The following is a 20334-nucleotide window of genomic DNA, read 5'->3' as shown; positions in this document are numbered from 1 at the left end:
TTCCGGATTCGCTTCGTCCTTTCCGGTAGATGCCGTCGAACGCACTGGATACGGAAATCGGGAAAAGCATTGCGCAGATCATGATAAGGATGACGAACAAACCGTCATCAAAGTGAAACAGGCATTTCCGCGAGCGGGCCGGGATGAGTGTCGGCGCGTTCGTTGCGCAGATCCGGATGATGCATGCGTGCGCGCTGCTGCAGGACACGCAGCGCGGGCAGGCGGAGATCGGGCAGGCGGTCGGTTACCAGTCCGAGGCCGCGTTCGGCAAGGCGTTTCGCGCGGTGCTCGGCACGACGCCGGGGCGCTGGCGGCGGGCGCAGCGCGAGTTGTAAGACTGCAAGCCAGCCGTCTTGCCGCGTGCCAAAGCTGCTACCATGCGCGAAACGCAGTTCAACGAAAACGATTTCGAACAAGAAGAAAGAGAGGGCAAAGCAATGAACCAGACCACCATCCAGCAGCCGTCGTTCGCGTTCGTGGCCGCATCGTGGGCCGCGCTGCTCGCCGGTTTTGCAGCATTCCTGATCGGTCTCTGGAACGCTGGCATGCAGCTCAACGAGAAGGGCTACTACTTCACCGTGCTGGTGTTCGGCCTGTATGCGGCGATCTCGCTGCAGAAGAGCGTCCGCGACCGCGCGGAAGGCATTCCCGTCACCGGCATCTACTACGGCCTCAGCTGGATCGCGCTGCTGCTGTCGATCGCGCTGCTGATCGTCGGCCTCTTCAACGCAACGCTGCAGTTGAGCGAGAAGGGCTTCTACGCGATGTCGTTCGTGCTCGCCCTGTTCGGTTCGGTGGCCGTGCAGAAGAACACGCGCGACCTGCAGAATGCGAAGCCGCGCTATACCGACGCCGAATCGGCGCCGTCGGTCCAGGAGTGACGGCACGCGAAGCGGGCGCCTTCCCGGCCGCCCGTTTTGCGACGACGGTCGCGGGCGATCCGCATTCGCCGATGCGCCGCGGGCTCCCTGCCCATTCGTTTCATCGATGCCGATGCGCATGACGATGGAGATATTCCGGATGCCAGACTTCCCAGAAACCACACGGCCTACCCGCGCGGCGGCCCGTTCGGTGGCGGCGCGGGCCGCGCTCGTGCTGGAGACGAACAACCTGCGGGGCGGCGCGGGGCTCGCGCAAGCCGTCGACAGCCTGAAGCGCCTCGTATCGGCGCTGTCGAAGCAGACCGTGCCGCCCGCGGCACTCGCGCAGTGGATCATCACGCACGATGGCCTGCCCGCCGATGCGTGCGCGGAGATCGCCGTACTGGCCGGCCGCCCGATCGACTTCGTCGAGATCGGCGCGAGCACGGGCTACTACGATGCGAAGAACGACGGGTTCGATCGCGTCGACGCGGCCCGTTGCGACATCGTCGTGTTCGGCGATGCCGATTGCCGGCCGGCCGATGACTGGCTCGAGCACCTGCTCGCGCCGTTCGCGCGCGACGCCGGCGATGCGCCCGTCGCGGTGGCCGGGCGCACCAGCTATGCGCCGAACGTGCTCGGCATCGCGCTGACGTCGATCGATTTCATGTATTTCCCGAGCCCGCTGCGCGATGGCGCGACGCGCAACTTCTACGCGAACAACGTCGCGTTCCGGCGCGATGTGTTCGCGCAATTCCGTTACGAGCCGCTCGACGGCGTCTATCGCGCGCATTGCCAGGTGATGGGGTTGCGGATGCAGGCGGCCGGCGTGGCCGTCGAGTTCGCGCCGGCCGCGCACACCGAGCATCGGCTGCCGGACACGCATCGCGAATCGCTGAAGCTGCGCTGGATGCGCGGCGAGGACAGCGTCGGGTTGACGCCGTATCTCGTGAACGCGTACCTGCCGCGCGGGTGGCAGTGGCTCGGCCGCAGCGGCCCGCTCGGCCCGCTCTGCGTGATGACCATGCGGCTCGGCTACAGCCTGCGCGCGCTCAATCGCCAGCAGTTGCCGCCGCTGGGCGCGGTTCGCTATCTCGCGGCCGTCGGCGTCACGATCGCCGCGTCCGCCGTCGATACGCTCGGCGCGCTCGCGCGCGGGTTCGGTCTCGCCGGGCGCGCCTCGGCCCGGCGCGATCTCGAAGCGCTGTCCTATCACCGTCATTGAACCGGCGCCGCGCATCGCGCGCGGCCATGACACGCCGCCCCCGGCATCCATCCCGACAACGATCATGTCCTTCCTCGCCACCCGTGTCGCCTGCCTCGCCCTGTTTGCCGCCAGCGCCGGCGTCCATGCCGCGCCGGTCGATCACGCGGGGCGCGGGGTTTACCACTTCGCGTCGCAAAGCGGCTGCCCGTTCGCGAACGCGGCCGCGACGGACTGCAACCGCATCGCGCTCGATGCGCCCGACGTTCACGCGCGCATCGATGCCGATGCGCACGCGATCGTCTTCTCGAGCGATGCGACGCGCCGCACGAAGGACGTGCTCGGCGACGTGCTGCTGCAGGGCACGGGCGTCGACGTCGAGGGCCGACGCGTGCCGCTGAGCGTGCACGTGCTGTTGCGTCGCGACGGCGCGAAATGGGACCGCGACGTGTACGTCCATGCGCCCGTGCACGGCACGTTCACCGATGTCCGGATCGATCCGTATCGCGTGCGGGTGAAGGAGGGCGAGGGCGAGCGCGAGCGCGACGTGCTCACGCCGGACGAAACGCTGGCGCTGTTCGCGCATCCGTCGCTTGCATCGCGGCTCGCCCGGCATCTCGTGAAGGTGCGTGCGACCGATCCGAAGCAGCCGTCCGCGGACGACATCACGGTCGCGCTAGGCGTCGGCGGCCTGACGAAGTCGGTCGCGCGTGCGAGCTTCACGTCGAACGCGCCGCACGATGCCGACGTCGATCGCGCACTCGCGTCCGGCACGTGGGCGATTCGTTTCGACGCATTGAGCAATCACATTCCGGTGTGGGTCGCACAGCGCGAGCTGTTCCTGTTCGGCCTCGACGGCAGCGCGCTCGTGACGGACATGCGCGCGCGCGGCTTCAGGAAGAGCGACCGGATCGAATTCGGCGCACGCGACGGCAACGGCTACCTGCGCGTGAACGGCCGCGAGGAGGCATTCGCGGGTGCGACGGCGTCCGCCTATGCGTTCATGCAGGAAAGCTTCATCGGCCTGATCCTCGGATGGCGTCGCGATCCGGCCGCCGCTGCGGCACCCGTGACGAAATCCGCGTCCGTACCGGGCGTGCCGGCATGAGCGCGGCAGGCGAACTGCCGGCGTCGCCGCAGGCGGCGCACGACGCGTGCTTCGACTGTCTCGATGCGCCCGTGCCGCGCGGCGCGGCGCGGGTGCGTGCGTACCTCGTCGATCGGCTCAAGCGGGCGGCGATCCGGCAGCTTCATCGCAGCACACATGGCGAGCGCTGGGTGTTGCGCATGTACCTGATCGGCGAGGAGGCGACCGAGTGCGCGTTGCACGAGGACTGGACCGGACAGCCGCCGGACTGGCTCGCGCCGCGCATCGAGCAGCATCTCGCGGACGAGCGCCGCCACGCGGCCGCGTTCGCCGATGCGCTGCGGGTGCGCGGCGTCGCGCCGTCGACCGCACCGCACGAGCCCGACTGGCTGAGCCGGCGCAAGATCATGCGATGGCGCCGGCTCGCGCAGCGCCATGCGTCGCATTTCGCGCAAGGCGTGCTCGTGCCGGCCTATGCGACGGGTCTATGCGCGGAACAGATGGCGATGCGCGTGCTCGCGCGCCACTGCGAGACGATCGGCGATGCGCATCCGCTGTATCCGCTGCTTTCGCGCGTGCTCGCCGACGAGACGCGGCATGTCAGGCTCTGCGCGGATACGCTGCGGCGTCTCGTTGCACCGTCCGAGGCCGCGCATCTCGCCGTGCTGCTGAACGAGATCCGCGCGATCGAAGCCGGTTTCGGCGTGACGGGCGCGCTGGCGATGGTCGCGGCCGGATGGATCCAGTCGCTTCGTCCGCGCGCATGATGCCGCGGATCGTCTACCTGGCGACGGCCGACGCGCGCGGTCACCTGATGCGCGCGCAACTGCTCGTGCATGCGTTGCGCGCGGCCGGCGCGCGGGTCGACGTGCTGACGACGTCCGATGCGGGGCAGGCATTCCTGGCTGCGTTCGGCATCGATGCGACCGTGCTGTCGCGTCACTACGCGGTGCAGTTCGACGAATGGCAGAACATGCTGCGCGATGCGACCGATCGCAATGTCGCGCACTACGTGTTCAGGCCGACGCGCATGCTGCGCGACATCGCGCGGCTGCATGCGTTCGCCCGCGATGCCGATCTCGTGATCAACGACTCGTTTCATCCGGCGCTGCTGTTCATGGGCGCGATGCCGGGCTGGCGGCGCCGCGTCGTCCACGTGTATGGCGGCAGCCTGCGCCGTGCGTTGACCGCGAATTTCGATGCGCGGCTGCCGCGCGCGCTGGCGCGTGCGTTCGCACGGATCGTCGACTGGCAGATCGATTCGGCGCGGTGCTGCATCGAGCACGATTTTGCGTATGACGCCGCAGACGATGCGCAGCGATCGCACCTCCATTGCCGGCTGCCGACGCCGGTGCCGGTCGTCGCTGAGCGTCCGGCTTCGGAACCGGCTGCCGCAGCCGTCTATCTGAATCCGCACTTCCGCGATATCGCGCTCGCCGATGCGTTGTCGGCCGGCATGCGCGACGCGGGGCTCGCCACGTACCGAGTGGGCGAGGGCTATGCCGGGCACGACGGCTGGACCGGCGTCGACGCCGACTGGGCGACGCGCGCTGCCCATGCACCGTTGATCGTGTCGGCCCCCGGCATGGCCGCGTTGTCGATCGCGCGCGTGTATCGCCGCCCGATCCTGCTCGTGCAGTCCGATCAGCCCGAGCAGGCGAGCAACGCCGCGCGCGCCGCACGGCTGCACCTCGTGCACCGTGTCGTCACGTGGCGCGGCGATGCGGTCGCGTTCCGGCGGGAAGTCGGGCAGGCCGCCGCCGAACTGATGCGCCATCCCGGCACGCAGGCAGGAACGATCGCCGGCCACGAGCATGCGCGAGCGCGGGTGGAAGCGTGGACGTCGCGCCTCCTCGCACTGCGTGCGCGTGCGCAGGTGGCCGATGCGGAGACGCGATGCGAGGCGCCGGCACCACGATGAATTTGCTGTCGTTTCGTGACGATCGCCGGCCCGATATCCGGCAGATGCTGGCCGCGACGTTCGGCATGGCAGCCGGCCTCGCGATCTTCTTTCTGCTGGAGCGCGGCGTCTCGCCGCGCTACGTGTTTGCCACGGCGATCGATGCGCGGATCCCGTTCATCGCGTGGTCGTGGTTCGTCTACGTCGGCTTCTTTCCGTTCGTGGTTGCGCTTGCCGCGTATGCGCGGCCGCCCGCGTTCGCCGCGTTCAAGGAGGCCGTGCTGATCGCGTTCGTGTTCGGTGTCGTGTGCTTCCTGCTGTTTCCAGAAGCCGTGCCGCGGCCCGACGTCGCGGAGATCGGCAACGTGTTCGTGCGCCACCGTCTCGCGCGCATGTGGCAGCTCGATCTCGCGGCCAACGGCTTTCCGAGCCTGCATGTCGCGGTGACGTGTCTTGCCTGCCGGATGCTGGCGGACCGGCGGCGGAACGTGACGGTGGCGATCGGCCTGCTGATCTGCACGTCGACGCTGACGCTCAAGCAGCATACGGTTGCCGATGTGCTGGGCGGCGTGGCGCTTGCGGTGGCCAGTGCGCTGTGGGTCGAACGGCGCTCGCTGCGCGGGAGGCTCGCGTGACGGATACCCGCGCTCACCTTGCCGGGCCGGAGGCCGAGCTTGCGCGGTTCGTGCCCGATCCCGCGCTGTATCGCGTGAGCGCGTTGCGCGTCGGCGCGGCGCTGGCAGGCGACTGGTTGATGATTGCCGCTGCGTTCGCGGTGGCGATCGCGTTTCCACATCCGCTCGTGTACGTGTTGGCCGCGATCGTGATCGCGCGCAGCCAGCTTGCGCTCGCGGTCTTGATGCACGAAGGCGCGCACGGGTTGCTGGCACGGAACCGGCGCGCCAACGATGCGCTGGGCCAACTGTTCGCGGCCGGCCCGCTGTGGCTGTCGCTGCGCACGTATCGTGCAGGCCATCTGAAGCACCATCGCGCACCGATGCAGTCGGACGATCCGGTCGCGCTGCTCTTTGGGGTACGCGACTATCCGGTATCACGCGGACGGCTGATCGGCCGCCTGCTCGCGTACGCGTGCGGGATCGGCTACGTGACGAGTGTCGTGAAGCTCGCGCGCGGCGAGTTTGCGCATGCGTTGCCGAAGGTCGCGAAGTCGCGTGCGTATGCCGCGTGGGAAGTCGCGTCGATGCTGGCCGGCAATGGTGCGCTGTTCGGTGCGCTCGCATTGGCCGGACATCCGCTGTTGTACGTCACGTTGTGGATCGTGCCATCCGTCACGCTGCTGCCGCTCGCCGGACAGGTGCGCGCGATCTTCGAGCACGCGGGGCTGCCCGCGTGTGCCGATCAGAGCCGCAACGCGCGCACGATCGTCCGGCGTTCGTGGCAGACGTTCCTGTTCGGCCCGCACGCGATTCATTTTCATATCGAACATCACCTGTTCACGCGGATGCCGTTCCATAACCTGCCGGTCGTGCATCGGCAGCTCGCGCAGCGGCAGTTGCTGCCTGGCGGCAATCTGTACGCCGGATATGGTGCGGTGCTGCGCGACGTGAGCGTGCGCTGATACGCGGGCGGGGGAGTCGTGAGCGGATCGATACAGGGGAAACAGGATGGCCGACAAGACCGGGAGGTTCAATTACTTTGCGCTGGCGATCGGCGTGGTCGCGGCGATGTGCAGCGCGACATCGATCGACGAACGTTTCTCTTTCATCGGGTCGTCCGTTGCCGTGCAGGGAACGGTGGTCCGGTTGACCCACGGCGAGCATCACCCGCTGATCGAGTTCGTGACGAACAGCGGCGAGCGCGTATCGTTTCCGGGGAGCTTCGTGACGGTGGAGGTCGGTGACACGGTTCCGGTTCGCTATGACCCGGCCAGGCCGCTAACCAGTGCAGAAGTCGATACGTTCACGAACACCTGGCTCGAGTCGATCATCTTGATCGCTTTCACGATCGCATTTCTTTACGCAGGATTGACGGGAAAATCGCTTCGACCGGAATCGGAAGCCGGGCGCGACTGAGTGCGTCGCGAGCGCCATCGGGATTGCGCGCCCGACCCGGCAGGCGACAGACGCAAAAAAGCCTCCGCTTGGGAGGCTTTAATTTGCACTATCAAAGATAGTTGGTAGGGTGGGAGGGACTCGAACCCTCGACTCTCTGATTAAAAGTCAGATACTCTAACCAACTGAGTTACCACCCCACGTTCTTGAAACCTGTTTGGCTCGTTGCTTCAACAACTTCTGAAACGACCCAAAGAGCAAAAGATTATAGCGACGGAATGCTGGGCTGTCAACAGCCCGCCGCGATAATTATTTGATCGTCTCAAGCTTGCCCTGCGCCGTCTGCGCAGCGTTCGACCCGCCATACTGCGAGACGACCTGCTCGAACGTCTTCTTCGCGGCCGCCTTCTGCCCTTGCTCCAGTTGGTTCGTGCCGATTGCCACGAGGGCGTCCGCTGCGCGCGGATGCTGCGGGAACTTGCTGACGATCCCTTGCCACGTTGCGGTCGAACCACGGTAGTCGCGCAGCGCGTACTGCGCATTGCCGTACCAGTACTGCGCGGTCGGCTGGTAAGGGCTCTGCGGATACTTCGCGATGAACGCACGGAACGAAGCCGCTGCCGCCTTGAAGTTGCCGTTGCGGAACTGCTGCTGCGCCGCACTGAGCGCATCCGTTTCACCCGGCTGCACGGTGCCTTCGACACCATCGATCGTCGTCTGCTGCGGCTCGAACTTCTTGAGCCGCGTGTCGAGATCCTGGTAGTACTCCTTCTGCTGCCGCTCGAGCGTCGTCAGCCGGTTCGTCAGATCCTCGTTCTCGCCGCGCAGCGTCGCGACCTGCTGGTTCAGCTGGTCGAGACGGCCGGATTGATCGAGGATCGTACGCTGGGCGGCCGACAACTGGCTCGCCAGGTTGTCGGTTTTGCTGCGCAGATCGAGCACGGCGCGGCGCGCTTCGTTGTCATCGAACACGCCGGCGTGCGCCGGCGCGGCCGACCACGCCGCGCCGGCGACGCAGAATGCTGCGGCAACGCGCAGCAGGGATACACGGTGCGTCATACGGCGATTCTTCCGTTACTTACTGTTGGTAGACGAGGTCGGCGCGACGGTTCTGCGCCCACGATGCTTCGTCGTGACCCGATGCCTGCGGCTTTTCCTTGCCGAGGCTCACGGCTTCCATTTGCGAATCGTTCACGCCGAGCAGTGCCATCGCACGGCGGACGGCTTCCGCACGCTTCTGGCCCAGCGCGAGGTTGTACTCGCTCGTGCCGCGTTCGTCGGTGTTGCCCTGGATCAGCACGTGGCGCTGCGGGTGGCTCTTCAGGTACTGAGCGTGCTGCTGCATCAGCGGCTGGTACTCGTCCTTCACCGAATAGCTGTCGAAGTCGAAGTAGATGCTGCGCTTCGCGAGCGGGCTGTTCGGGTCGTTCAGCGGATCGACGTTCACTTGCGCGACGTTGTCGGCGCTCGGCTGCGTGCTCACCGCACCGCCGGCATTCGCCTTGTCGTCGAGCTTCACGCCCGACTTACACGCTGCGAGCGCGCTGATCATCATCACGGCCAGGGCCAGACGAGCTTTATTCGACATCATGGTTACTCTCCTTGTGGTCATTGCATGAAGGGCCCCCACGACGGCTCACGAACGGAGCCGCCCTGGACGGACAGGATTTGCGGCGGCGCGCTGCCGTCGGAGGGCACTGCTGCCAGAACATTGCGACCACCCGACTGGGTAGCGTACAGAAGGTACTGGCCGTTTGCCGCGAAGCTCGGCGATTCGTCGCGATTCGTATTCGTGATGGCGTTCGCCGCGCCGGACTGCAGATCCTGAACGTACAGCTTGAAGCCCCCACCCGTGCGGGAGATGTAAGCGAGCAGCTTGCCGTCCGGGCTGATGCGCGGACTCGTGTTGTAGCTGCCCGTGAAGGTCACGCGCTGCGCGGCACCGGCGCTTTCACCCTGGGCGGGCATCCGGTAGATCTGCGGCGCGCCGCCGCGATCGCTCGTGAAGTAGATCCAGCGACCGTCCGGCGAGTAGAACGGCTCGGTGTCGATCGAGCTGCTCTGCGTGAGGCGGCGCAGGCCGCCGCCCGTCGAGTTGACCGTATAGATTTGCGTATTGCCCGTCAGCGACAGTGCGACGGCCAGCGTGTTGCTGTCCGGCGACCAGGCCGGTGCGCTGTTGTTGCCCTTCTGGTCGGAGACGATGTAGCGGCGGCCGGTCGGCAGATCGTGGATGTAGACGATCGGCTTCTTGCGCTCGAACGACACGTAAGCGACCTTGGTGCCGCTCGGCGACCACGACGGCGAGATGATCGGTTCGGTGCTCGACAGCGCAATGCGCGCGTTCTGGCCGTCCGAATCCGAGATCTGCAACTGGTAGCGGTTACCGGTCTTGATCACGTACGACAGGCGCGTGGCGAACACGCCGCGCACGCCCAGCAGCTTCTGGTAGATGTAGTCGGCGATCTTGTGGCCGGCCGTGCGCAGCGTGGTGTCGGTGGCCGTCAGCGACAGGCCGCCGAGGCTTTGCTGCTTCACGGTGTCGTACAGGATGAAGTTGACCTTGTACTGGCCGTTCGCCTCGCGGTTCACGCTGCCGGCGACGAACGCATTGGCGCCCTTGGCCTTCCATGCGCCGAGATCGACCGAGGCGCTCTCCGGCACCGGCGTGCTGCCGGCGTCGATGTTGGTGAATTTGCCGCTGCGGGCGAGGTCGGCGCGGACGATCGACGTGACCTGCTGCGGCAGGTTCGCCTCGTTCGCGAAATTCGCGGTGGCGATGGGGAACTGGGTCGACCCGACACCGGTGATCAGCACGTTGACCTGGGCGTTAGCGGCGCTGCCCGCCGTAATCAGACACGAGGCCACGAGTGCCCTGAAACCTAGCTTTGTCATCAAACTCATGCTTCTTGCTTCCCGTATGACTTGGATCGCTGCGCAACGGCAGAGACAGTAAAAATACCCGATTCGTTCCCGTCCGACAGCGACGCCCGGAGTGTAAGCGCATTTCTTTTCACTCCGCCGCCTTGAAGGTAATCGTAATGTCCGACGGGGTACGACCGTTAGAATCGGGCGGCAACGGGACCGATGCGTGGATCGCATTGACCACGGCTTGATCCCACCCCGAATTCCCGCTGGAGCGGGAAACCGATGCGCTCAATACGTCACCGGACGGCGTGCACCGAATCTTGACGACGGTGGTCAGGCCTGCTCGCTCGCCGCCCCAAACGATGTTCGGTTTGACGCGGCGGCGCACCTTGTCGGCATAGCCGGGCGTCGCGGCATTGCCGCCGGAGCCCGTGCCCGTGCCACTTTTCGCGAGGCCTTCGCCGCCGCCTTCACCGGCGCCGGACAGGCCCTGCATCTGCGCGAGACGCGCGCTGCGCTCGCGGTCGAGCTTGGCGTTCGCCGCCGCGCTGGCCTTCGCGCGCGCCGTGGCTTCGGCCTTCGCCTTGGCCTGGGCTTCCGCCTTTGCCTTCGCGGCCGCGTCGGCCTTCGCCTTCGCCGCCTGCTGCGCTTCGAGCTGCGCCTGCTTCTGTTGCTGGAGTTTCTGCTGTTCGAGCTTCTGCTGCTCGGCGAGCTGCTGTTGCTTGAGCTTGTCGGCCTGCTTCTGCCGGTCGCGTTCCGCGGCCTTCTGCGCGGCGAGTGCGGCTGCCTGCTGCGCCGCGAGTTGCGCGCGCCGGGTTTCCTCTTCCTGCTGGGCCTTCAGTTGCTGCGCGCGGCGCTGCTGCTCGAGCAGCGCTTCACGCGCGGCCGCTTCCTGCTGCCGCTTCTTCTGCTGCAGCGCGATATCGGCCTGCTCGTCGCGCACCGGGGGAGGGGGCGGCGCGACCTTCACGGGCGGCGCGGGTGTGACAACGGGCCGCGGTGCGGGGACATCGGGCACCTCGGTCCACAGCTCGGCTTCGGCGCCGGCCGGCGTGCTGTTCTGCCACTGCACGCCGTGATAGAGAAACAGCGCGAGCAGCACGTGCATCAGCGCGGCGAGCGCGAAGGCGCGCCAGGTGCCGCGCTCGCGGGGAGGCTGAGGCGGGTAGGCGGAGCTGCGCGTGGATTGCTGCCGGTTCATTGCGATTTGACGAGGAGGCCGACGCGCTTGACGCCGCGCGCCTTCAGATCGGACATCACGGTCATGACTGCATCGTACTGCACGGTCTTGTCGGCCGCGATCACGACCGGCTGGTCGGGATGGTCAGCCTGCCGGGCTGCGATGAAGCTGTCGAGCTCGGCCTTCGTCATCGTGTCTTCCTGGGTCGCGCCCGAGTCGCCCTTGTACTTGACGCTCATCGTGCGATCGGCCTTGATGTTGACGACGACGGGCGGCGTCTGCTCCTGCGGCGCGGCGTTGCCGACGGTCGGCAGGTTGATGATCGACGGGGCGACGAGCGGTGCGGTGACCATGAAGATCACGAGCAGCACCAGCATCACGTCGATGTACGGCACGACGTTGATGTCGGCCATTGCGCGGCGCGAGCGGCCGCCGCGCATGCTGGATCGGATGGGACTTCCTGCCATGGCGCGCTCCTTACTGGGCCTGACGCTGCAGGATGTTCGAGAACTCTTCGATGAAGGTCTCGAAGCGGATCGCGAGGCGGTCGATGTCGTGTGCGTAGCGGTTGTACGCGACCACCGCCGGAATCGCGGCGAACAGGCCGATCGCGGTGGCGACGAGCGCCTCGGCGATGCCCGGTGCGACGTTCGCGAGCGTGGCTTGCTGCACGTTCGCGAGGCCGCGGAACGAGTTCATGATCCCCCAGACCGTGCCGAACAGACCGATGTACGGGCTGACCGAGCCGACCGACGCGAGGAACGCGAGGTTCGCTTCGAGCACGTCCATTTCACGCTGGAACGACGCGCGCATTGCGCGGCGTGCACCGTCGAGCACGAGGCCCGGATCGCTGATGCGCTTTTCCTTCGCCTTCAGGAACTCGCGCATGCCCGATTCGAAGATCCGCTCGAGCGCGCCGATCGTGTGGCGGTTGTTGGCTGCGCTCTGGTACAGCGCCTGCAGGTCGCCGCCCGACCAGAAATCTTTCTCGAAGCGTTCGGTCTGCGCGCGTGCGCGGCGGATCGCAAACCACTTGCGGAAGATGAAGGTCCACGACATCAGCGACAGCAGCAGCAGCAGCCCCATCACGGCCTGGGCCAGCACGCTCGCATTGAGGACGAGGGAAATGATCGACAGGTCTTGAGAAGTGTTCATAGAGGTTTGAGTAACGTCCCTTCGGGGCGCCCGGTATGCGTGCGGCGCGGCGCGCCGGCCATGCCTGACGCCGAACCTTGCTTAGTATCGAATCAGAAAGGCAAGTTCATAGGCTTTGTCTAAACGGCGCTCATGCGAGCTTCGTTGACAGTGCAGTGTGCCCGTCGTCGATGACGGGCCCGCGCTGCAGCGCGTCGAGCACGGCCGGCGGGATGGCCGCGGGCCGGATGCCGGTACGGTCGACGCAGCCGAGACGGATGTGTCCGGCCACGAGCAGCGTGTCTCCGCACCAGGCCTCCTGCGTGAATTCCACCGATGCGCGGCCGATGCGTCCGGGCCGGCTCGTGATCGCCAGGGTATCGTCGAGTCGCGCCGGCGCGCGGTAGTCGAGCGACGTGCTGCGGACGACGAAGATCGCGTCGGTATCGTCGGCGAGCTGACGCTGGTCGATGCCGCACGCGCGCAGCCACTCGGTGCGGGCGCGTTCGAAGAACTTCAGGTAGTTGGCATAGAAGACGATGCCGCCTGCGTCGGTATCCTCGTAGTACACGCGCACCGGCCAGATGAAGCCGGAGGGCGCTTCCGGGGAGCGGGTAGGCTGGGTCATGGCGCGCATTCTACCGGAAGGCAAGAGCCTGATTCGTAACCGATTCGTAACGGAATGTAGTATGCCGTAGCACACTGCGGGCCGGCCCGAGGGGGCCGGGCCCGCGTGACTTCAGCCGCGGTGGACGGTCGGGCCGCCGGGTGCTTGCGCGATCGGCATCAGCTCGATCGTGTTGACGTTGACGTGCGCCGGGCGCGTCGCGATCCAGTAGATCGTGTCGGCGATGTCCTCGGGCATCAGCGGCTGGACATTGTTGTAGACGTTTGCCGCTTTTGCGTCGTCGCCGCGATAGCGGATGTTCGAGAACTCGGTGCCGCCGCACAGGCCCGGCTCGATGTCGGTGACGCGCAGCGGCGTGCCGAGCAGGTCGGCGCGCAGGTTCAGGCTGAATTGTCTGACAAAAGCCTTGGTCGCGCCGTAGACGTTGCCGCCCGCATAAGGGTACGAACCCGCGACCGAGCCGATATTGAAGATGTGACCGCGACCGCGGTCGACCATGCCGGGCAGCAGCGCATGCGTGACCGTGACGAGGCCCGCGCAGTTCGTATCGATCATCGTGTGCCATTCGTCGAGGCTGGCCTTGTGGGCCGGCTCGACGCCGAGCGCGAGGCCGGCGTTGTTGACGAGCACGTCGAGTGCCGCGAATTCGGCGGGAAGGGCGGCCGGCACGGCCTCGACGGCCGCGCGGTCGCGTACGTCGAGCTCGAGCGGCAGCAGGGAATCGCCGAGTTCGGCGGCGAGCGCATCGAGGCGATCCTTGCGGCGCGCGGTCGCGACGACGCGGTGGCCTCCCTTGACGAAGGCACGGGCGATGGCGGCGCCGAAGCCGGCGGACGCGCCTGTGACGAACACGATCATTGCTGCTCCTGGTCGATGACAAAATAGCGGGTGGTATCCCGCAAGCCTACTGAGATTGCCGCACCGCGGCAAGGCGGCAAAGCGTTCCGGCACGGGCGCGTAGAGTCTGGCCCCAATTGCTTCCGGCGCACCGCCGTGCGGTTGCCTATTCATGACGCATCCAATACACTAACGCGCTCATCACCCCCGCGTGACTGGCGATAGAACCCTTCGGGTTCAAGGTGGAGCATCCCACCGTGAAGCGCGGGGCGCCGTTTTTGCCGTTCGCCTGGGCAGCCGTTGTATGCCGTCGCGTGCATCGCCGGTGGCTGTCCTGCCTCGCGTCATACGGATTCTTCCGCCACGTCGAGCTGGTCCCGCCAGCAGCGCACCGTACTCGGCCGCTCCGGTCAACCTGTACACACTTAACGGAAACCGTATGTTTGACAGAGCCCAAAGCACCATCGCGAACGTCGATCCCGAAATCTTTGCCGCGATCGAGCAGGAAAACCGTCGCCAGGAAGATCACATCGAGCTGATCGCGTCGGAAAACTACACGAGCCCGGCCGTGATGGCTGCGCAGGGTTCGCAACTCACGAACAAGTACGCGGAAGGTTATCCGGGCAAGCGCTACTACGGCGGCTGCGAATACGTGGACGTCGTCGAGCAACTGGCGATCGATCGCGTGAAGCAGCTGTTCGGCGCGGAAGCAGCGAACGTGCAGCCGAACTCGGGTTCGCAGGCGAACCAGGGCGTGTTCTTCGCGATGCTCAAGCCGGGCGACACGATCATGGGCATGAGCCTCGCGCACGGCGGCCACCTGACGCACGGTTCGCCCGTGAACATGTCGGGCAAGTGGTTCAACGTGGTGAGCTACGGCCTGAACGAGAACGAAGACATCGATTACGAAGCAGCCGAGAAGCTTGCGCAAGAACACAAGCCGAAGCTGATCGTCGCGGGCGCATCGGCGTTCTCGCTGAAGATCGACTTCGAGCGTCTGGCGAAGATCGCGAAGTCGGTCGGTGCGTACCTGATGGTCGACATGGCCCACTACGCGGGCCTGATCGCAGCGGGCGTGTATCCGAACCCGGTGCCGCACGCGGACTTCGTGACGACGACGACGCACAAGAGCCTGCGCGGCCCGCGCGGCGGCGTGATCCTGATGAAGGCCGAGTACGAGAAGCCGATCAATTCGGCAATCTTCCCGGGGATCCAGGGTGGCCCGTTGATGCACGTGATCGCAGGCAAGGCGGTGGCGTTCAAGGAAGCGCTGTCGCCGGAGTTCAAGGCGTACCAGGAGAAGGTGGTCGAGAACGCACGCGTGCTGGCTGAAACGCTGGTGAAGCGCGGTCTGCGGATCGTGTCGGGCCGTACGGAAAGCCACGTGATGCTGGTCGACCTGCGCGCAAAGAACATCACCGGCAAGGCAGCGGAAGCGGCACTGGGCGCGGCGCACATCACGGTGAACAAGAACGCGATCCCGAACGACCCGGAAAAGCCGTTCGTGACGAGCGGCGTGCGCCTGGGTTCGCCGGCAATGACGACGCGCGGCTTCGGTCCGGCGGAAGCGGAACAGGTGGGCAACCTGATCGCGGACGTGCTGGACAACCCGGAAGATGCAGCGACGATCGAGCGCGTGCGCGCGCAGGTCGCCGAGCTGACCAAGCGTTTCCCGGTCTATCGCTGATCGACGATGCGCTGCCCGTTCTGCCGGCATGACGACACGCAGGTCGTGGACTCGCGCGTGTCCGAAGATGGCGCCGCGATCCGGCGGCGCCGTCGCTGCTCGGCTTGCGACAAGCGCTTCACGACGTACGAGCGGGTCGAGCTGTCCCTGCCGTTCGTCGTGAAGAAGGACGGCAGCCGCACGGAATTCGACCGTCGCAAGATCGTCGCCAGCATGCAACTCGCGCTGCGCAAGCGGCCGGTTGCTGCCGACGCGATCGACGCGGCGGTCGCCCGCATCGAGTATCAACTGCTCGCGACAGGCGAGCGCGAAGTGCGTAGCGAGAAGCTCGGCGAACTCGTGATGAACGAGTTGCGCGGCCTCGATACGATCGCTTATGTCCGCTTCGCATCGGTGTATCGCCGGTTCGAGGACGTTTCCGAATTTGCCGACGTGATCGAAGAGTTCCGTCGCGCCTCTCCCGCCAAGACTCCGCGTAAGCGCTGACGCGCTGCGTCCGTTCATCGTCTTCTCCGTTGGGTCAGTTCGCGCCGATTGTGTCGGTCGCGATCGCATGCCACCAGTCGGCCATTCGGCAAATGGTGCGCGTCCGCACACGTCGCTACAGTCGTCGCATCACCCTGGCGAAGGACGACTGCGATGGCACTGCACGCTCCACCCCTGAATAATCTGTTGCAACGCTCGGGCGGGTTCACGCTCGTCGAGCTGATGGTCGCCATCTCGCTGGCGGCGGGGCTCGCGCTCTATGCGGCACCCGCGTTCGACCAGTGGCGCATGCGCGAACGCGTGGATGCACGCTCGCGCGCGTTGCTCGGCGCGCTGTCGTTTGCGCGCACCGAGGCGACGCGTCTCGGCGTGCGCGTCACACTGTGTCGGGCCGCGAGCGGCGGCACTTGCCTGCGTGCCGGTGAGCGGTGCGATCCGGCCGAATGGTCGTGTGACTGGATCGTCAGCGGGCAGGTCGACGGGCAGTCGCGCGTGCTGCGGCGCTATCCGCACGATGCCGAAGTGGCCGTCGCGGGCGCCGCGCACGATCTCGCGTTCGCACCGCCGGTCGGTCAGGCGATCGGTGGCATCCGGCGTTTCGAATTGCGTCCGCGACGCGACGTGCCGGGGGCTGGCGACGCGCGCGTATCGCGTTGCGTGCGGATCGCGGCAGGCGGCCGGGCGCGAGTTGTCGCCGGCCGTTGCGACGCGGCGTGAGCATCATGCGCAACGCCATGCGCGGCACGTCGCTGATCGAAGCGATGCTGGCCGTCGCGCTGCTCGCGACCGTGATGCTGGCTGTAGCGGGCAGCCAGCTTGCGATGGCGCGTGCACAGCGCGCGACGATCTGGCGCGAACGCGCGCTGTGGCTGGCCGATGCGCGTATCGAGCGCTTGCATGTAGCCGCCGGAGCCGACGATGGCCTCGCGGCGCGGGCTGCGGCGTTGCTGCCCGGCGGCGCGATGACGCGCGGTGACGGGCCGGATGGCGTTCGCTACGCGGGTGTCGGCTGGCACGGCGGCAATGCGGCTACCGGGTCGCGGTGCGAAGCGGCGGGCAGGTCGGTGCAGCCGTCGTCATGCGTCCGGATTCCATATCGGGAGGCCGACGCTGATGAACGCTGATCGCCGCATGCGCGCGCATACGCTGCTTGAAGTGTTGATTGCGATGACCGTCGGTCTGCTCGTGCTCGTCGCGGCCGGTGCGTTGTACCACGCGCAGCGCGTTGCGCAGCGGCGCGCGGACGACGGGTTCCGGATGCGCGATGCAGCCGCCACGGCACTGACGCTGATCGGCCAGCAGATCCAGATGGCCGGTTTCCGGCCGCTCGATGCGGACGGGGTGTCGTCATTGCCGCCGGTGTTCGGCTGCTCGATGGCGCGCGTGAGGGGCGATGGCGCACAGGTACGGTGCGAGCCCGTGCGCGCTGCGTCGGACGCGTTGTTGATCCGGTATGTCGGCGATGCCGTGTCGACGTGGCTCACTGTAAGCGGCCAGGTGTCGGATTGCCTCGGGCAGGGTGTCGGCGTGTCCGGCGAGCGTGCGCGGGTGGAGAACCGCTTCGACGTCCATGTCAGTCCGTCGACGGGCGAGCCCGAACTGTATTGCGAAGGAAACGGCCGTCCGGGTACGCCGCAGCCGGTCGTGTCGGGAATCGACCAGTTACGGGTGAGCTATCTTCGCCGCGGCGGCACGCAGTTCGTCGATGCCGGTGCAATGCGGGGCGACGAGTGGCCCGATGTCGTGGCCGTGCACGTCTGCGTGCGTGCGCGCGGCGAACCGGCGGGCGAACCGGCGCGACACGTCGATTGCGACGGCCGCACTGTCGTTGCGCAAGACGGCCGCGCGCGTCTGACGCTCGATCGCATCGTCGCGTTGAGGAATGCCGAACACGCAGTCGACGATACGTTGCGCGATGCAACGGATGAACGCGAGGTGCCGCGATGAACGGAGCGGGGCAGTACACAGCGAAGAGATTGCGATGCGTCGCGGCAGGCGATACGCCTGCGCCTATCGCGACGCACGGCGACGGGCCGCTGCAGGCTGCAGCGGCGGAAGCCCCGACAACCAGCCGGCAAGCGTCGCGCATACGCTTGCGGTCAGCCAGCCGCGATTGGCATCGCGATGCGGGCCTTGCCTTGCCCGCGGTGATCGCGGTTGGCGCGGCGGTTGCGGCGCTGACAGGCACGTGGTTCGAAGTCGCGCTGACGGAGTCGCGCCGCACGCGTGCGTTGTCCGATCGGCTGATCGCATTTCACGCGGCCGATGCCGCGCTTGCTGCGTGCACCGCACGATTGCGCCGGGGTTCCGCGCCCTACGTGAGCGAACGCGAGTCGCACACGGAGCCGGACGCGTGGCGGCGCATGCCGGCGCTCGCGGCCGCCGAAGCGTTTGCGCCGTTTGCCGGCTGGCCGATGGCTGCGCAACCGCCGCGATGCCTGATCGAAGCATGGCGCGGGGCAGGGCCGGCAGGCAGCCGCGCTTATGTCGTCACTGCGCGTGGCGTCGGTGCGCATGCATCGAGCGCTGTATGGCTGCAGCATCAGGTCGCGATCCGCGACGGACACATCGTGGCCTTGCGCTGGCGTCGCGTCGCGACGGTGCTTCGATGAATGGCCGCACGTCCGTGTACCGTTCGGCGGGATTTACGCTGATCGAGTTGATGATCGTGCTCGCGATCGTCGCGGTACTGGCAGGATGGAGCATCCCGTCGTATCGCGAGCATGTCGCGCGCGTTCATCGCGCGTCGGCGGTCGCCGCGCTGTACCGGGCGGCCCAATATCTCGAAACGCGGGACGGTGCGCCGCCTTCGGCATTACCGGACGCGCTCGCGCAGGCGCCGCCGGACGGGCGCGCGGTCTATCGATTGGCGCTCAGGCGGCCGGACGGCGGTGATTCGCCGGTGAGCTACGAACTGGAAGCCATCCCGCTCGACGCGGGCCCGATGCACGACGATGCGTGCGGTGCCTTCACGCTGCGCTCGGACGGGACGAAGGGCAATGTGCGAAGTGATACCGCCGATGAACAGGTCGCGGCGTGCTGGGGTGTGCGTTGAGTTTGGGTGAAAGGCGCGCCACGGCGTGTGGCCGTGCGCGCAGATTGCCGACGGTCAGTCGTCGTGCGTGTCGAGCCCGCGCTCGTTGCGGGACTGCTTCCAGATCCGGTAGACCTCCCATGCAGCGAAACCGAGGGTGCCCCACTTCAGCGCGGGCCCCGCGCTCGCGCGCAGCAGCGAGCGAACGGGTTTTGCGAGCACGAGCGATGCGAGCGAGCTCAGCATCGGATACTGGTTGACGAGCTGGCCGAGGCTCGCGTTCAGGTTCTTGGCGGACTGGCTGAACTTGTTGCTGGACAGGCCGGGGATGAACACCTTGAGCCAGCTGAAGCGCGTGACGGCCTGGCGCATTTCGCCGGCGGCTTCCGCGAGTTCGAGCCGCTCGACTTCGGATCGCAGGATCAGCAGTTCCTTGCGGAGCGCGCGATGCTGCGACGCGCTCCAGTTCGATCGCGACGAATGGGAGCGGGGTGAATTGCCCGTGATGTTCTGGCTCATGGCGCGTCGGCGAAGTAGGTGGAAGGGGTGAGCGCGCTTGCGTTCACGGCTTGCCGCGGAACAGTTCGCGGTCTTTCTCGATCTCGGCGAGCGTTGCCTCGAATACGGTCGGCGCATCGCGCAGGCCCGAGCGGGCCTTCAGTGCGCATACGATGCCGCTTGCGGCATACAGCGCGGTGATCGCCGCGAGCGACTGCCAGCGGTAGGTATCCCAGAACGCGATCGCGACAAGCACGGTGAGGCTGATCAGTGCCATCGTCGCGAGCATCATCGCGGCGAGCCCGAGGAACAGCACGCCCAGCAGGCGCTCCTTCTCCTCGGCAAGCTCGATGCTCACCAGTTCGAGGCGCGTTTGCAGAAGTCCGATCGCGGAGCCGACGAGGCGGCGCAGCGGTCCTTGGCCGGACGGCTGCGAGGTGGTGTCTGTCGTCATGGGTGAGGTGCGTGCGCGTGCAGTGTGCAGCTAGGACAAAGCCGGCCGGCGGAAACCGCCGGCTGGCTTCGACGCCCGCAGGCCGCGCGACGCGGCCAACGGGACGAAACGGCGCGGAGCGCGTTACTTGCGGTTGATCAGCAGGCCGATCAGCACGCCGACGCCTGCGGCGACGCCGATCGACGTCCACGGATGCTCGTGCACGTAATCGTCGGTCGCGCGTGCGGCCTTCTTGCCTTTCTCGACCACCACGACCTGGACGTCGGCCGCCTTTTCCTTGGCCTGCTTCAGGCGCGACATGGCTTTTTCGCGCAGCTCGGCCGCACGGTCGCCCGTGCTGCTCGCAGCTTGCTTGAGCAGGTCTTCGGCGTCCGAGAGAACGGTTTTGATATCCGACATCAGTTTCTCCTTGTTGATTTCCGACATTGCAACTCCCTTCATGCTGTCATGCTGCAGGTTCACATC

The 20334-nt window shown here is 66.7% G+C and carries 26 protein-coding genes, 1 tRNA gene, 1 pseudogene and 1 riboswitch; of the genes and pseudogenes, 16 read left to right on the top strand and 12 right to left on the bottom strand.

Features of this window, described 5'->3' with window-relative positions:
* Positions 1-119: 119 nt before the first annotated feature.
* The 9 genes and pseudogenes from G3N61_RS14425 to G3N61_RS14385 form a co-directional block, all read left to right on the top strand.
* Positions 120-335: pseudogene (locus G3N61_RS14425) on the top strand (helix-turn-helix domain-containing protein); the annotation flags it as partial.
* A 102-nt stretch (positions 336-437) separates the two neighbouring features.
* Positions 438-881, top strand: a complete 444-nt coding sequence (yiaA, locus tag G3N61_RS14420; RefSeq protein WP_027788274.1) for an inner membrane protein YiaA — start codon at positions 438-440, stop codon at positions 879-881.
* A 139-nt stretch (positions 882-1020) separates the two neighbouring features.
* A complete protein-coding gene (locus G3N61_RS14415) occupies positions 1021-2085 on the top strand; it encodes a glycosyltransferase family 2 protein (RefSeq protein WP_205822804.1) in 1065 nt (354 codons plus the stop codon).
* A gap of 64 nt (positions 2086-2149) precedes the next feature.
* On the top strand, positions 2150-3172 hold the full coding sequence (locus tag G3N61_RS14410) for a hypothetical protein (RefSeq protein ID WP_205822802.1): 1023 nt from the start codon (positions 2150-2152) through the stop codon (positions 3170-3172).
* Positions 3169-3918: a hypothetical protein gene (locus G3N61_RS14405; protein WP_205822800.1), complete on the top strand. Its 750-nt coding sequence runs from the start codon at positions 3169-3171 to the stop codon at positions 3916-3918. Before G3N61_RS14410 ends, G3N61_RS14405 begins: the two co-directional genes overlap by 4 nt.
* Positions 3915-5072, top strand: a complete 1158-nt coding sequence (locus G3N61_RS14400) for a hypothetical protein (RefSeq protein WP_205822806.1) — start codon at positions 3915-3917, stop codon at positions 5070-5072. The genes G3N61_RS14405 and G3N61_RS14400 overlap by 4 nt, the downstream gene beginning before the upstream one ends.
* Entirely contained in the window at positions 5069-5686 is a 618-nt protein-coding gene (locus G3N61_RS14395) for a phosphatase PAP2 family protein (RefSeq protein WP_205822798.1), read from the top strand. Before G3N61_RS14400 ends, G3N61_RS14395 begins: the two co-directional genes overlap by 4 nt.
* Positions 5683-6630, top strand: coding sequence for a fatty acid desaturase family protein (locus tag G3N61_RS14390; protein WP_205822796.1), 948 nt, complete (start codon positions 5683-5685; stop codon positions 6628-6630). The genes G3N61_RS14395 and G3N61_RS14390 overlap by 4 nt, the downstream gene beginning before the upstream one ends.
* Before the next feature lie 46 nt (positions 6631-6676).
* Positions 6677-7084 carry a DUF3592 domain-containing protein gene (locus G3N61_RS14385; protein ID WP_051890344.1) on the top strand — a complete coding sequence of 136 codons (408 nt, stop codon included), beginning with the start codon at positions 6677-6679 and terminating at the stop codon, positions 7082-7084.
* 102 nt (positions 7085-7186) lie between these two features.
* Here the strand turns inward: G3N61_RS14385 and G3N61_RS14380 are convergent.
* The 9 genes from G3N61_RS14380 to G3N61_RS14340 form a co-directional block, all read right to left on the bottom strand.
* A tRNA-Lys gene (locus G3N61_RS14380) sits at positions 7187-7263 on the bottom strand.
* 109 nt (positions 7264-7372) lie between these two features.
* Positions 7373-8122, bottom strand: a complete 750-nt coding sequence (ybgF, locus tag G3N61_RS14375; protein ID WP_043189438.1) for a tol-pal system protein YbgF — start codon at positions 8120-8122, stop codon at positions 7373-7375.
* A gap of 19 nt (positions 8123-8141) precedes the next feature.
* The gene (gene pal, locus G3N61_RS14370) at positions 8142-8654 is read right to left on the bottom strand and encodes a peptidoglycan-associated lipoprotein Pal (protein ID WP_043189435.1); all 513 of its coding nucleotides are present in this window, start codon (positions 8652-8654) and stop codon (positions 8142-8144) included.
* 17 nt (positions 8655-8671) lie between these two features.
* Positions 8672-9967, bottom strand: a complete 1296-nt coding sequence (tolB, locus tag G3N61_RS14365) for a Tol-Pal system beta propeller repeat protein TolB (protein WP_043189432.1) — start codon at positions 9965-9967, stop codon at positions 8672-8674.
* A gap of 109 nt (positions 9968-10076) precedes the next feature.
* A complete protein-coding gene (gene tolA, locus G3N61_RS14360) occupies positions 10077-11132 on the bottom strand; it encodes a cell envelope integrity protein TolA (protein ID WP_089449981.1) in 1056 nt (351 codons plus the stop codon).
* Positions 11129-11578, bottom strand: a complete 450-nt coding sequence (gene tolR, locus G3N61_RS14355) for a protein TolR (protein WP_031399575.1) — start codon at positions 11576-11578, stop codon at positions 11129-11131. The genes tolA and tolR overlap by 4 nt, the downstream gene beginning before the upstream one ends.
* A gap of 10 nt (positions 11579-11588) precedes the next feature.
* The gene (gene tolQ / locus G3N61_RS14350) at positions 11589-12266 is read right to left on the bottom strand and encodes a protein TolQ (RefSeq protein ID WP_021157170.1); all 678 of its coding nucleotides are present in this window, start codon (positions 12264-12266) and stop codon (positions 11589-11591) included.
* Between the two features lie 130 nt (positions 12267-12396).
* Complete coding sequence (ybgC, locus tag G3N61_RS14345; RefSeq protein ID WP_089449982.1) at positions 12397-12882, bottom strand: tol-pal system-associated acyl-CoA thioesterase; 486 nt, start codon at positions 12880-12882, stop codon at positions 12397-12399.
* Positions 12883-12984: 102 nt separating this feature from the next.
* Positions 12985-13731, bottom strand: coding sequence for an SDR family NAD(P)-dependent oxidoreductase (locus G3N61_RS14340; RefSeq protein ID WP_043189421.1), 747 nt, complete (start codon positions 13729-13731; stop codon positions 12985-12987).
* A 180-nt stretch (positions 13732-13911) separates the two neighbouring features.
* A riboswitch (ZMP/ZTP riboswitch) is annotated at positions 13912-14012 on the top strand.
* Between the two features lie 137 nt (positions 14013-14149).
* Here G3N61_RS14340 and glyA point away from each other — a divergent pair.
* From glyA to G3N61_RS14305, 7 genes are all read left to right on the top strand, one after another.
* The gene (gene glyA, locus G3N61_RS14335) at positions 14150-15397 is read left to right on the top strand and encodes a serine hydroxymethyltransferase (RefSeq protein ID WP_021157166.1); all 1248 of its coding nucleotides are present in this window, start codon (positions 14150-14152) and stop codon (positions 15395-15397) included.
* A 6-nt stretch (positions 15398-15403) separates the two neighbouring features.
* Positions 15404-15883, top strand: a complete 480-nt coding sequence (gene nrdR, locus G3N61_RS14330) for a transcriptional regulator NrdR (protein ID WP_006476792.1) — start codon at positions 15404-15406, stop codon at positions 15881-15883.
* Between the two features lie 153 nt (positions 15884-16036).
* Positions 16037-16600 (top strand): GspH/FimT family pseudopilin, encoded by a 564-nt coding sequence (locus G3N61_RS14325; RefSeq protein WP_205822793.1) that lies wholly within the window; start codon positions 16037-16039, stop codon positions 16598-16600.
* Between the two features lie 5 nt (positions 16601-16605).
* Complete coding sequence (locus G3N61_RS14320; protein ID WP_241017740.1) at positions 16606-17007, top strand: hypothetical protein; 402 nt, start codon at positions 16606-16608, stop codon at positions 17005-17007.
* The gene (locus G3N61_RS14315) at positions 16997-17830 is read left to right on the top strand and encodes a PilW family protein (protein WP_205822792.1); all 834 of its coding nucleotides are present in this window, start codon (positions 16997-16999) and stop codon (positions 17828-17830) included. Before G3N61_RS14320 ends, G3N61_RS14315 begins: the two co-directional genes overlap by 11 nt.
* Positions 17831-17976: 146 nt before the next feature.
* Positions 17977-18495: a hypothetical protein gene (locus tag G3N61_RS14310; RefSeq protein ID WP_205822791.1), complete on the top strand. Its 519-nt coding sequence runs from the start codon at positions 17977-17979 to the stop codon at positions 18493-18495.
* Positions 18492-18938: a type IV pilin protein gene (locus tag G3N61_RS14305; protein ID WP_205822790.1), complete on the top strand. Its 447-nt coding sequence runs from the start codon at positions 18492-18494 to the stop codon at positions 18936-18938. The genes G3N61_RS14310 and G3N61_RS14305 overlap by 4 nt, the downstream gene beginning before the upstream one ends.
* 54 nt (positions 18939-18992) lie before the next feature.
* On the opposite strand, the gene G3N61_RS14300 is transcribed toward G3N61_RS14305, so the two are convergent.
* The 3 genes from G3N61_RS14300 to G3N61_RS14290 all read right to left on the bottom strand — a co-directional run bounded on the left by G3N61_RS14300 (position 18993) and on the right by G3N61_RS14290 (position 20295).
* Positions 18993-19436 carry a DUF3318 domain-containing protein gene (locus G3N61_RS14300; RefSeq protein ID WP_043189413.1) on the bottom strand — a complete coding sequence of 148 codons (444 nt, stop codon included), beginning with the start codon at positions 19434-19436 and terminating at the stop codon, positions 18993-18995.
* 43 nt (positions 19437-19479) lie between these two features.
* Complete coding sequence (locus tag G3N61_RS14295; RefSeq protein WP_043189411.1) at positions 19480-19869, bottom strand: phage holin family protein; 390 nt, start codon at positions 19867-19869, stop codon at positions 19480-19482.
* A 123-nt stretch (positions 19870-19992) separates the two neighbouring features.
* The gene (locus G3N61_RS14290; RefSeq protein ID WP_006494044.1) at positions 19993-20295 is read right to left on the bottom strand and encodes a YqjD family protein; all 303 of its coding nucleotides are present in this window, start codon (positions 20293-20295) and stop codon (positions 19993-19995) included.
* Positions 20296-20334 lie beyond the last annotated feature (39 nt).

This window comes from Burkholderia sp. Ac-20349 (genome assembly GCF_017104865.1).
Taxonomy (GTDB): Bacteria; Pseudomonadota; Gammaproteobacteria; order Burkholderiales; family Burkholderiaceae; genus Burkholderia; species Burkholderia aenigmatica.
The sequence above is the reverse complement of the archived record's forward strand: the minus strand, read 5'-3'. Positions and strand labels throughout refer to the sequence as shown.

Excerpts from the sequence above, each read along its gene's own strand:
- G3N61_RS14315 (WP_205822792.1), top strand. The coding sequence starts at position 16,997 with ATGAACGCTGATCGCCGCATGCGCGCGCATACGCTGCTTGAAGTGTTG.
- glyA (WP_021157166.1), top strand. The coding sequence starts at position 14,150 with ATGTTTGACAGAGCCCAAAGCACCATCGCGAACGTCGATCCCGAAATC.
- pal (WP_043189435.1), bottom strand. The coding sequence starts at position 8,654 with ATGATGTCGAATAAAGCTCGTCTGGCCCTGGCCGTGATGATGATCAGC.
- tolQ (WP_021157170.1), bottom strand. The coding sequence starts at position 12,266 with ATGAACACTTCTCAAGACCTGTCGATCATTTCCCTCGTCCTCAATGCG.
- tolA (WP_089449981.1), bottom strand. The coding sequence starts at position 11,132 with ATGAACCGGCAGCAATCCACGCGCAGCTCCGCCTACCCGCCTCAGCCT.
- tolR (WP_031399575.1), bottom strand. The coding sequence starts at position 11,578 with ATGGCAGGAAGTCCCATCCGATCCAGCATGCGCGGCGGCCGCTCGCGC.
- G3N61_RS14305 (WP_205822790.1), top strand. The coding sequence starts at position 18,492 with ATGAATGGCCGCACGTCCGTGTACCGTTCGGCGGGATTTACGCTGATC.
- G3N61_RS14325 (WP_205822793.1), top strand. The coding sequence starts at position 16,037 with ATGGCACTGCACGCTCCACCCCTGAATAATCTGTTGCAACGCTCGGGC.
- G3N61_RS14295 (WP_043189411.1), bottom strand. The coding sequence starts at position 19,869 with ATGACGACAGACACCACCTCGCAGCCGTCCGGCCAAGGACCGCTGCGC.
- G3N61_RS14400 (WP_205822806.1), top strand. The coding sequence starts at position 3,915 with ATGATGCCGCGGATCGTCTACCTGGCGACGGCCGACGCGCGCGGTCAC.
- G3N61_RS14395 (WP_205822798.1), top strand. The coding sequence starts at position 5,069 with ATGAATTTGCTGTCGTTTCGTGACGATCGCCGGCCCGATATCCGGCAG.
- G3N61_RS14410 (WP_205822802.1), top strand. The coding sequence starts at position 2,150 with ATGTCCTTCCTCGCCACCCGTGTCGCCTGCCTCGCCCTGTTTGCCGCC.
- G3N61_RS14385 (WP_051890344.1), top strand. The coding sequence starts at position 6,677 with ATGGCCGACAAGACCGGGAGGTTCAATTACTTTGCGCTGGCGATCGGC.
- nrdR (WP_006476792.1), top strand. The coding sequence starts at position 15,404 with ATGCGCTGCCCGTTCTGCCGGCATGACGACACGCAGGTCGTGGACTCG.
- ybgC (WP_089449982.1), bottom strand. The coding sequence starts at position 12,882 with ATGCGCGCCATGACCCAGCCTACCCGCTCCCCGGAAGCGCCCTCCGGC.
- G3N61_RS14300 (WP_043189413.1), bottom strand. The coding sequence starts at position 19,436 with ATGAGCCAGAACATCACGGGCAATTCACCCCGCTCCCATTCGTCGCGA.
- G3N61_RS14405 (WP_205822800.1), top strand. The coding sequence starts at position 3,169 with ATGAGCGCGGCAGGCGAACTGCCGGCGTCGCCGCAGGCGGCGCACGAC.
- G3N61_RS14415 (WP_205822804.1), top strand. The coding sequence starts at position 1,021 with ATGCCAGACTTCCCAGAAACCACACGGCCTACCCGCGCGGCGGCCCGT.
- yiaA (WP_027788274.1), top strand. The coding sequence starts at position 438 with ATGAACCAGACCACCATCCAGCAGCCGTCGTTCGCGTTCGTGGCCGCA.
- tolB (WP_043189432.1), bottom strand. The coding sequence starts at position 9,967 with ATGAGTTTGATGACAAAGCTAGGTTTCAGGGCACTCGTGGCCTCGTGT.
- G3N61_RS14320 (WP_241017740.1), top strand. The coding sequence starts at position 16,606 with ATGCGCAACGCCATGCGCGGCACGTCGCTGATCGAAGCGATGCTGGCC.
- G3N61_RS14290 (WP_006494044.1), bottom strand. The coding sequence starts at position 20,295 with ATGTCGGAAATCAACAAGGAGAAACTGATGTCGGATATCAAAACCGTT.
- G3N61_RS14340 (WP_043189421.1), bottom strand. The coding sequence starts at position 13,731 with ATGATCGTGTTCGTCACAGGCGCGTCCGCCGGCTTCGGCGCCGCCATC.
- ybgF (WP_043189438.1), bottom strand. The coding sequence starts at position 8,122 with ATGACGCACCGTGTATCCCTGCTGCGCGTTGCCGCAGCATTCTGCGTC.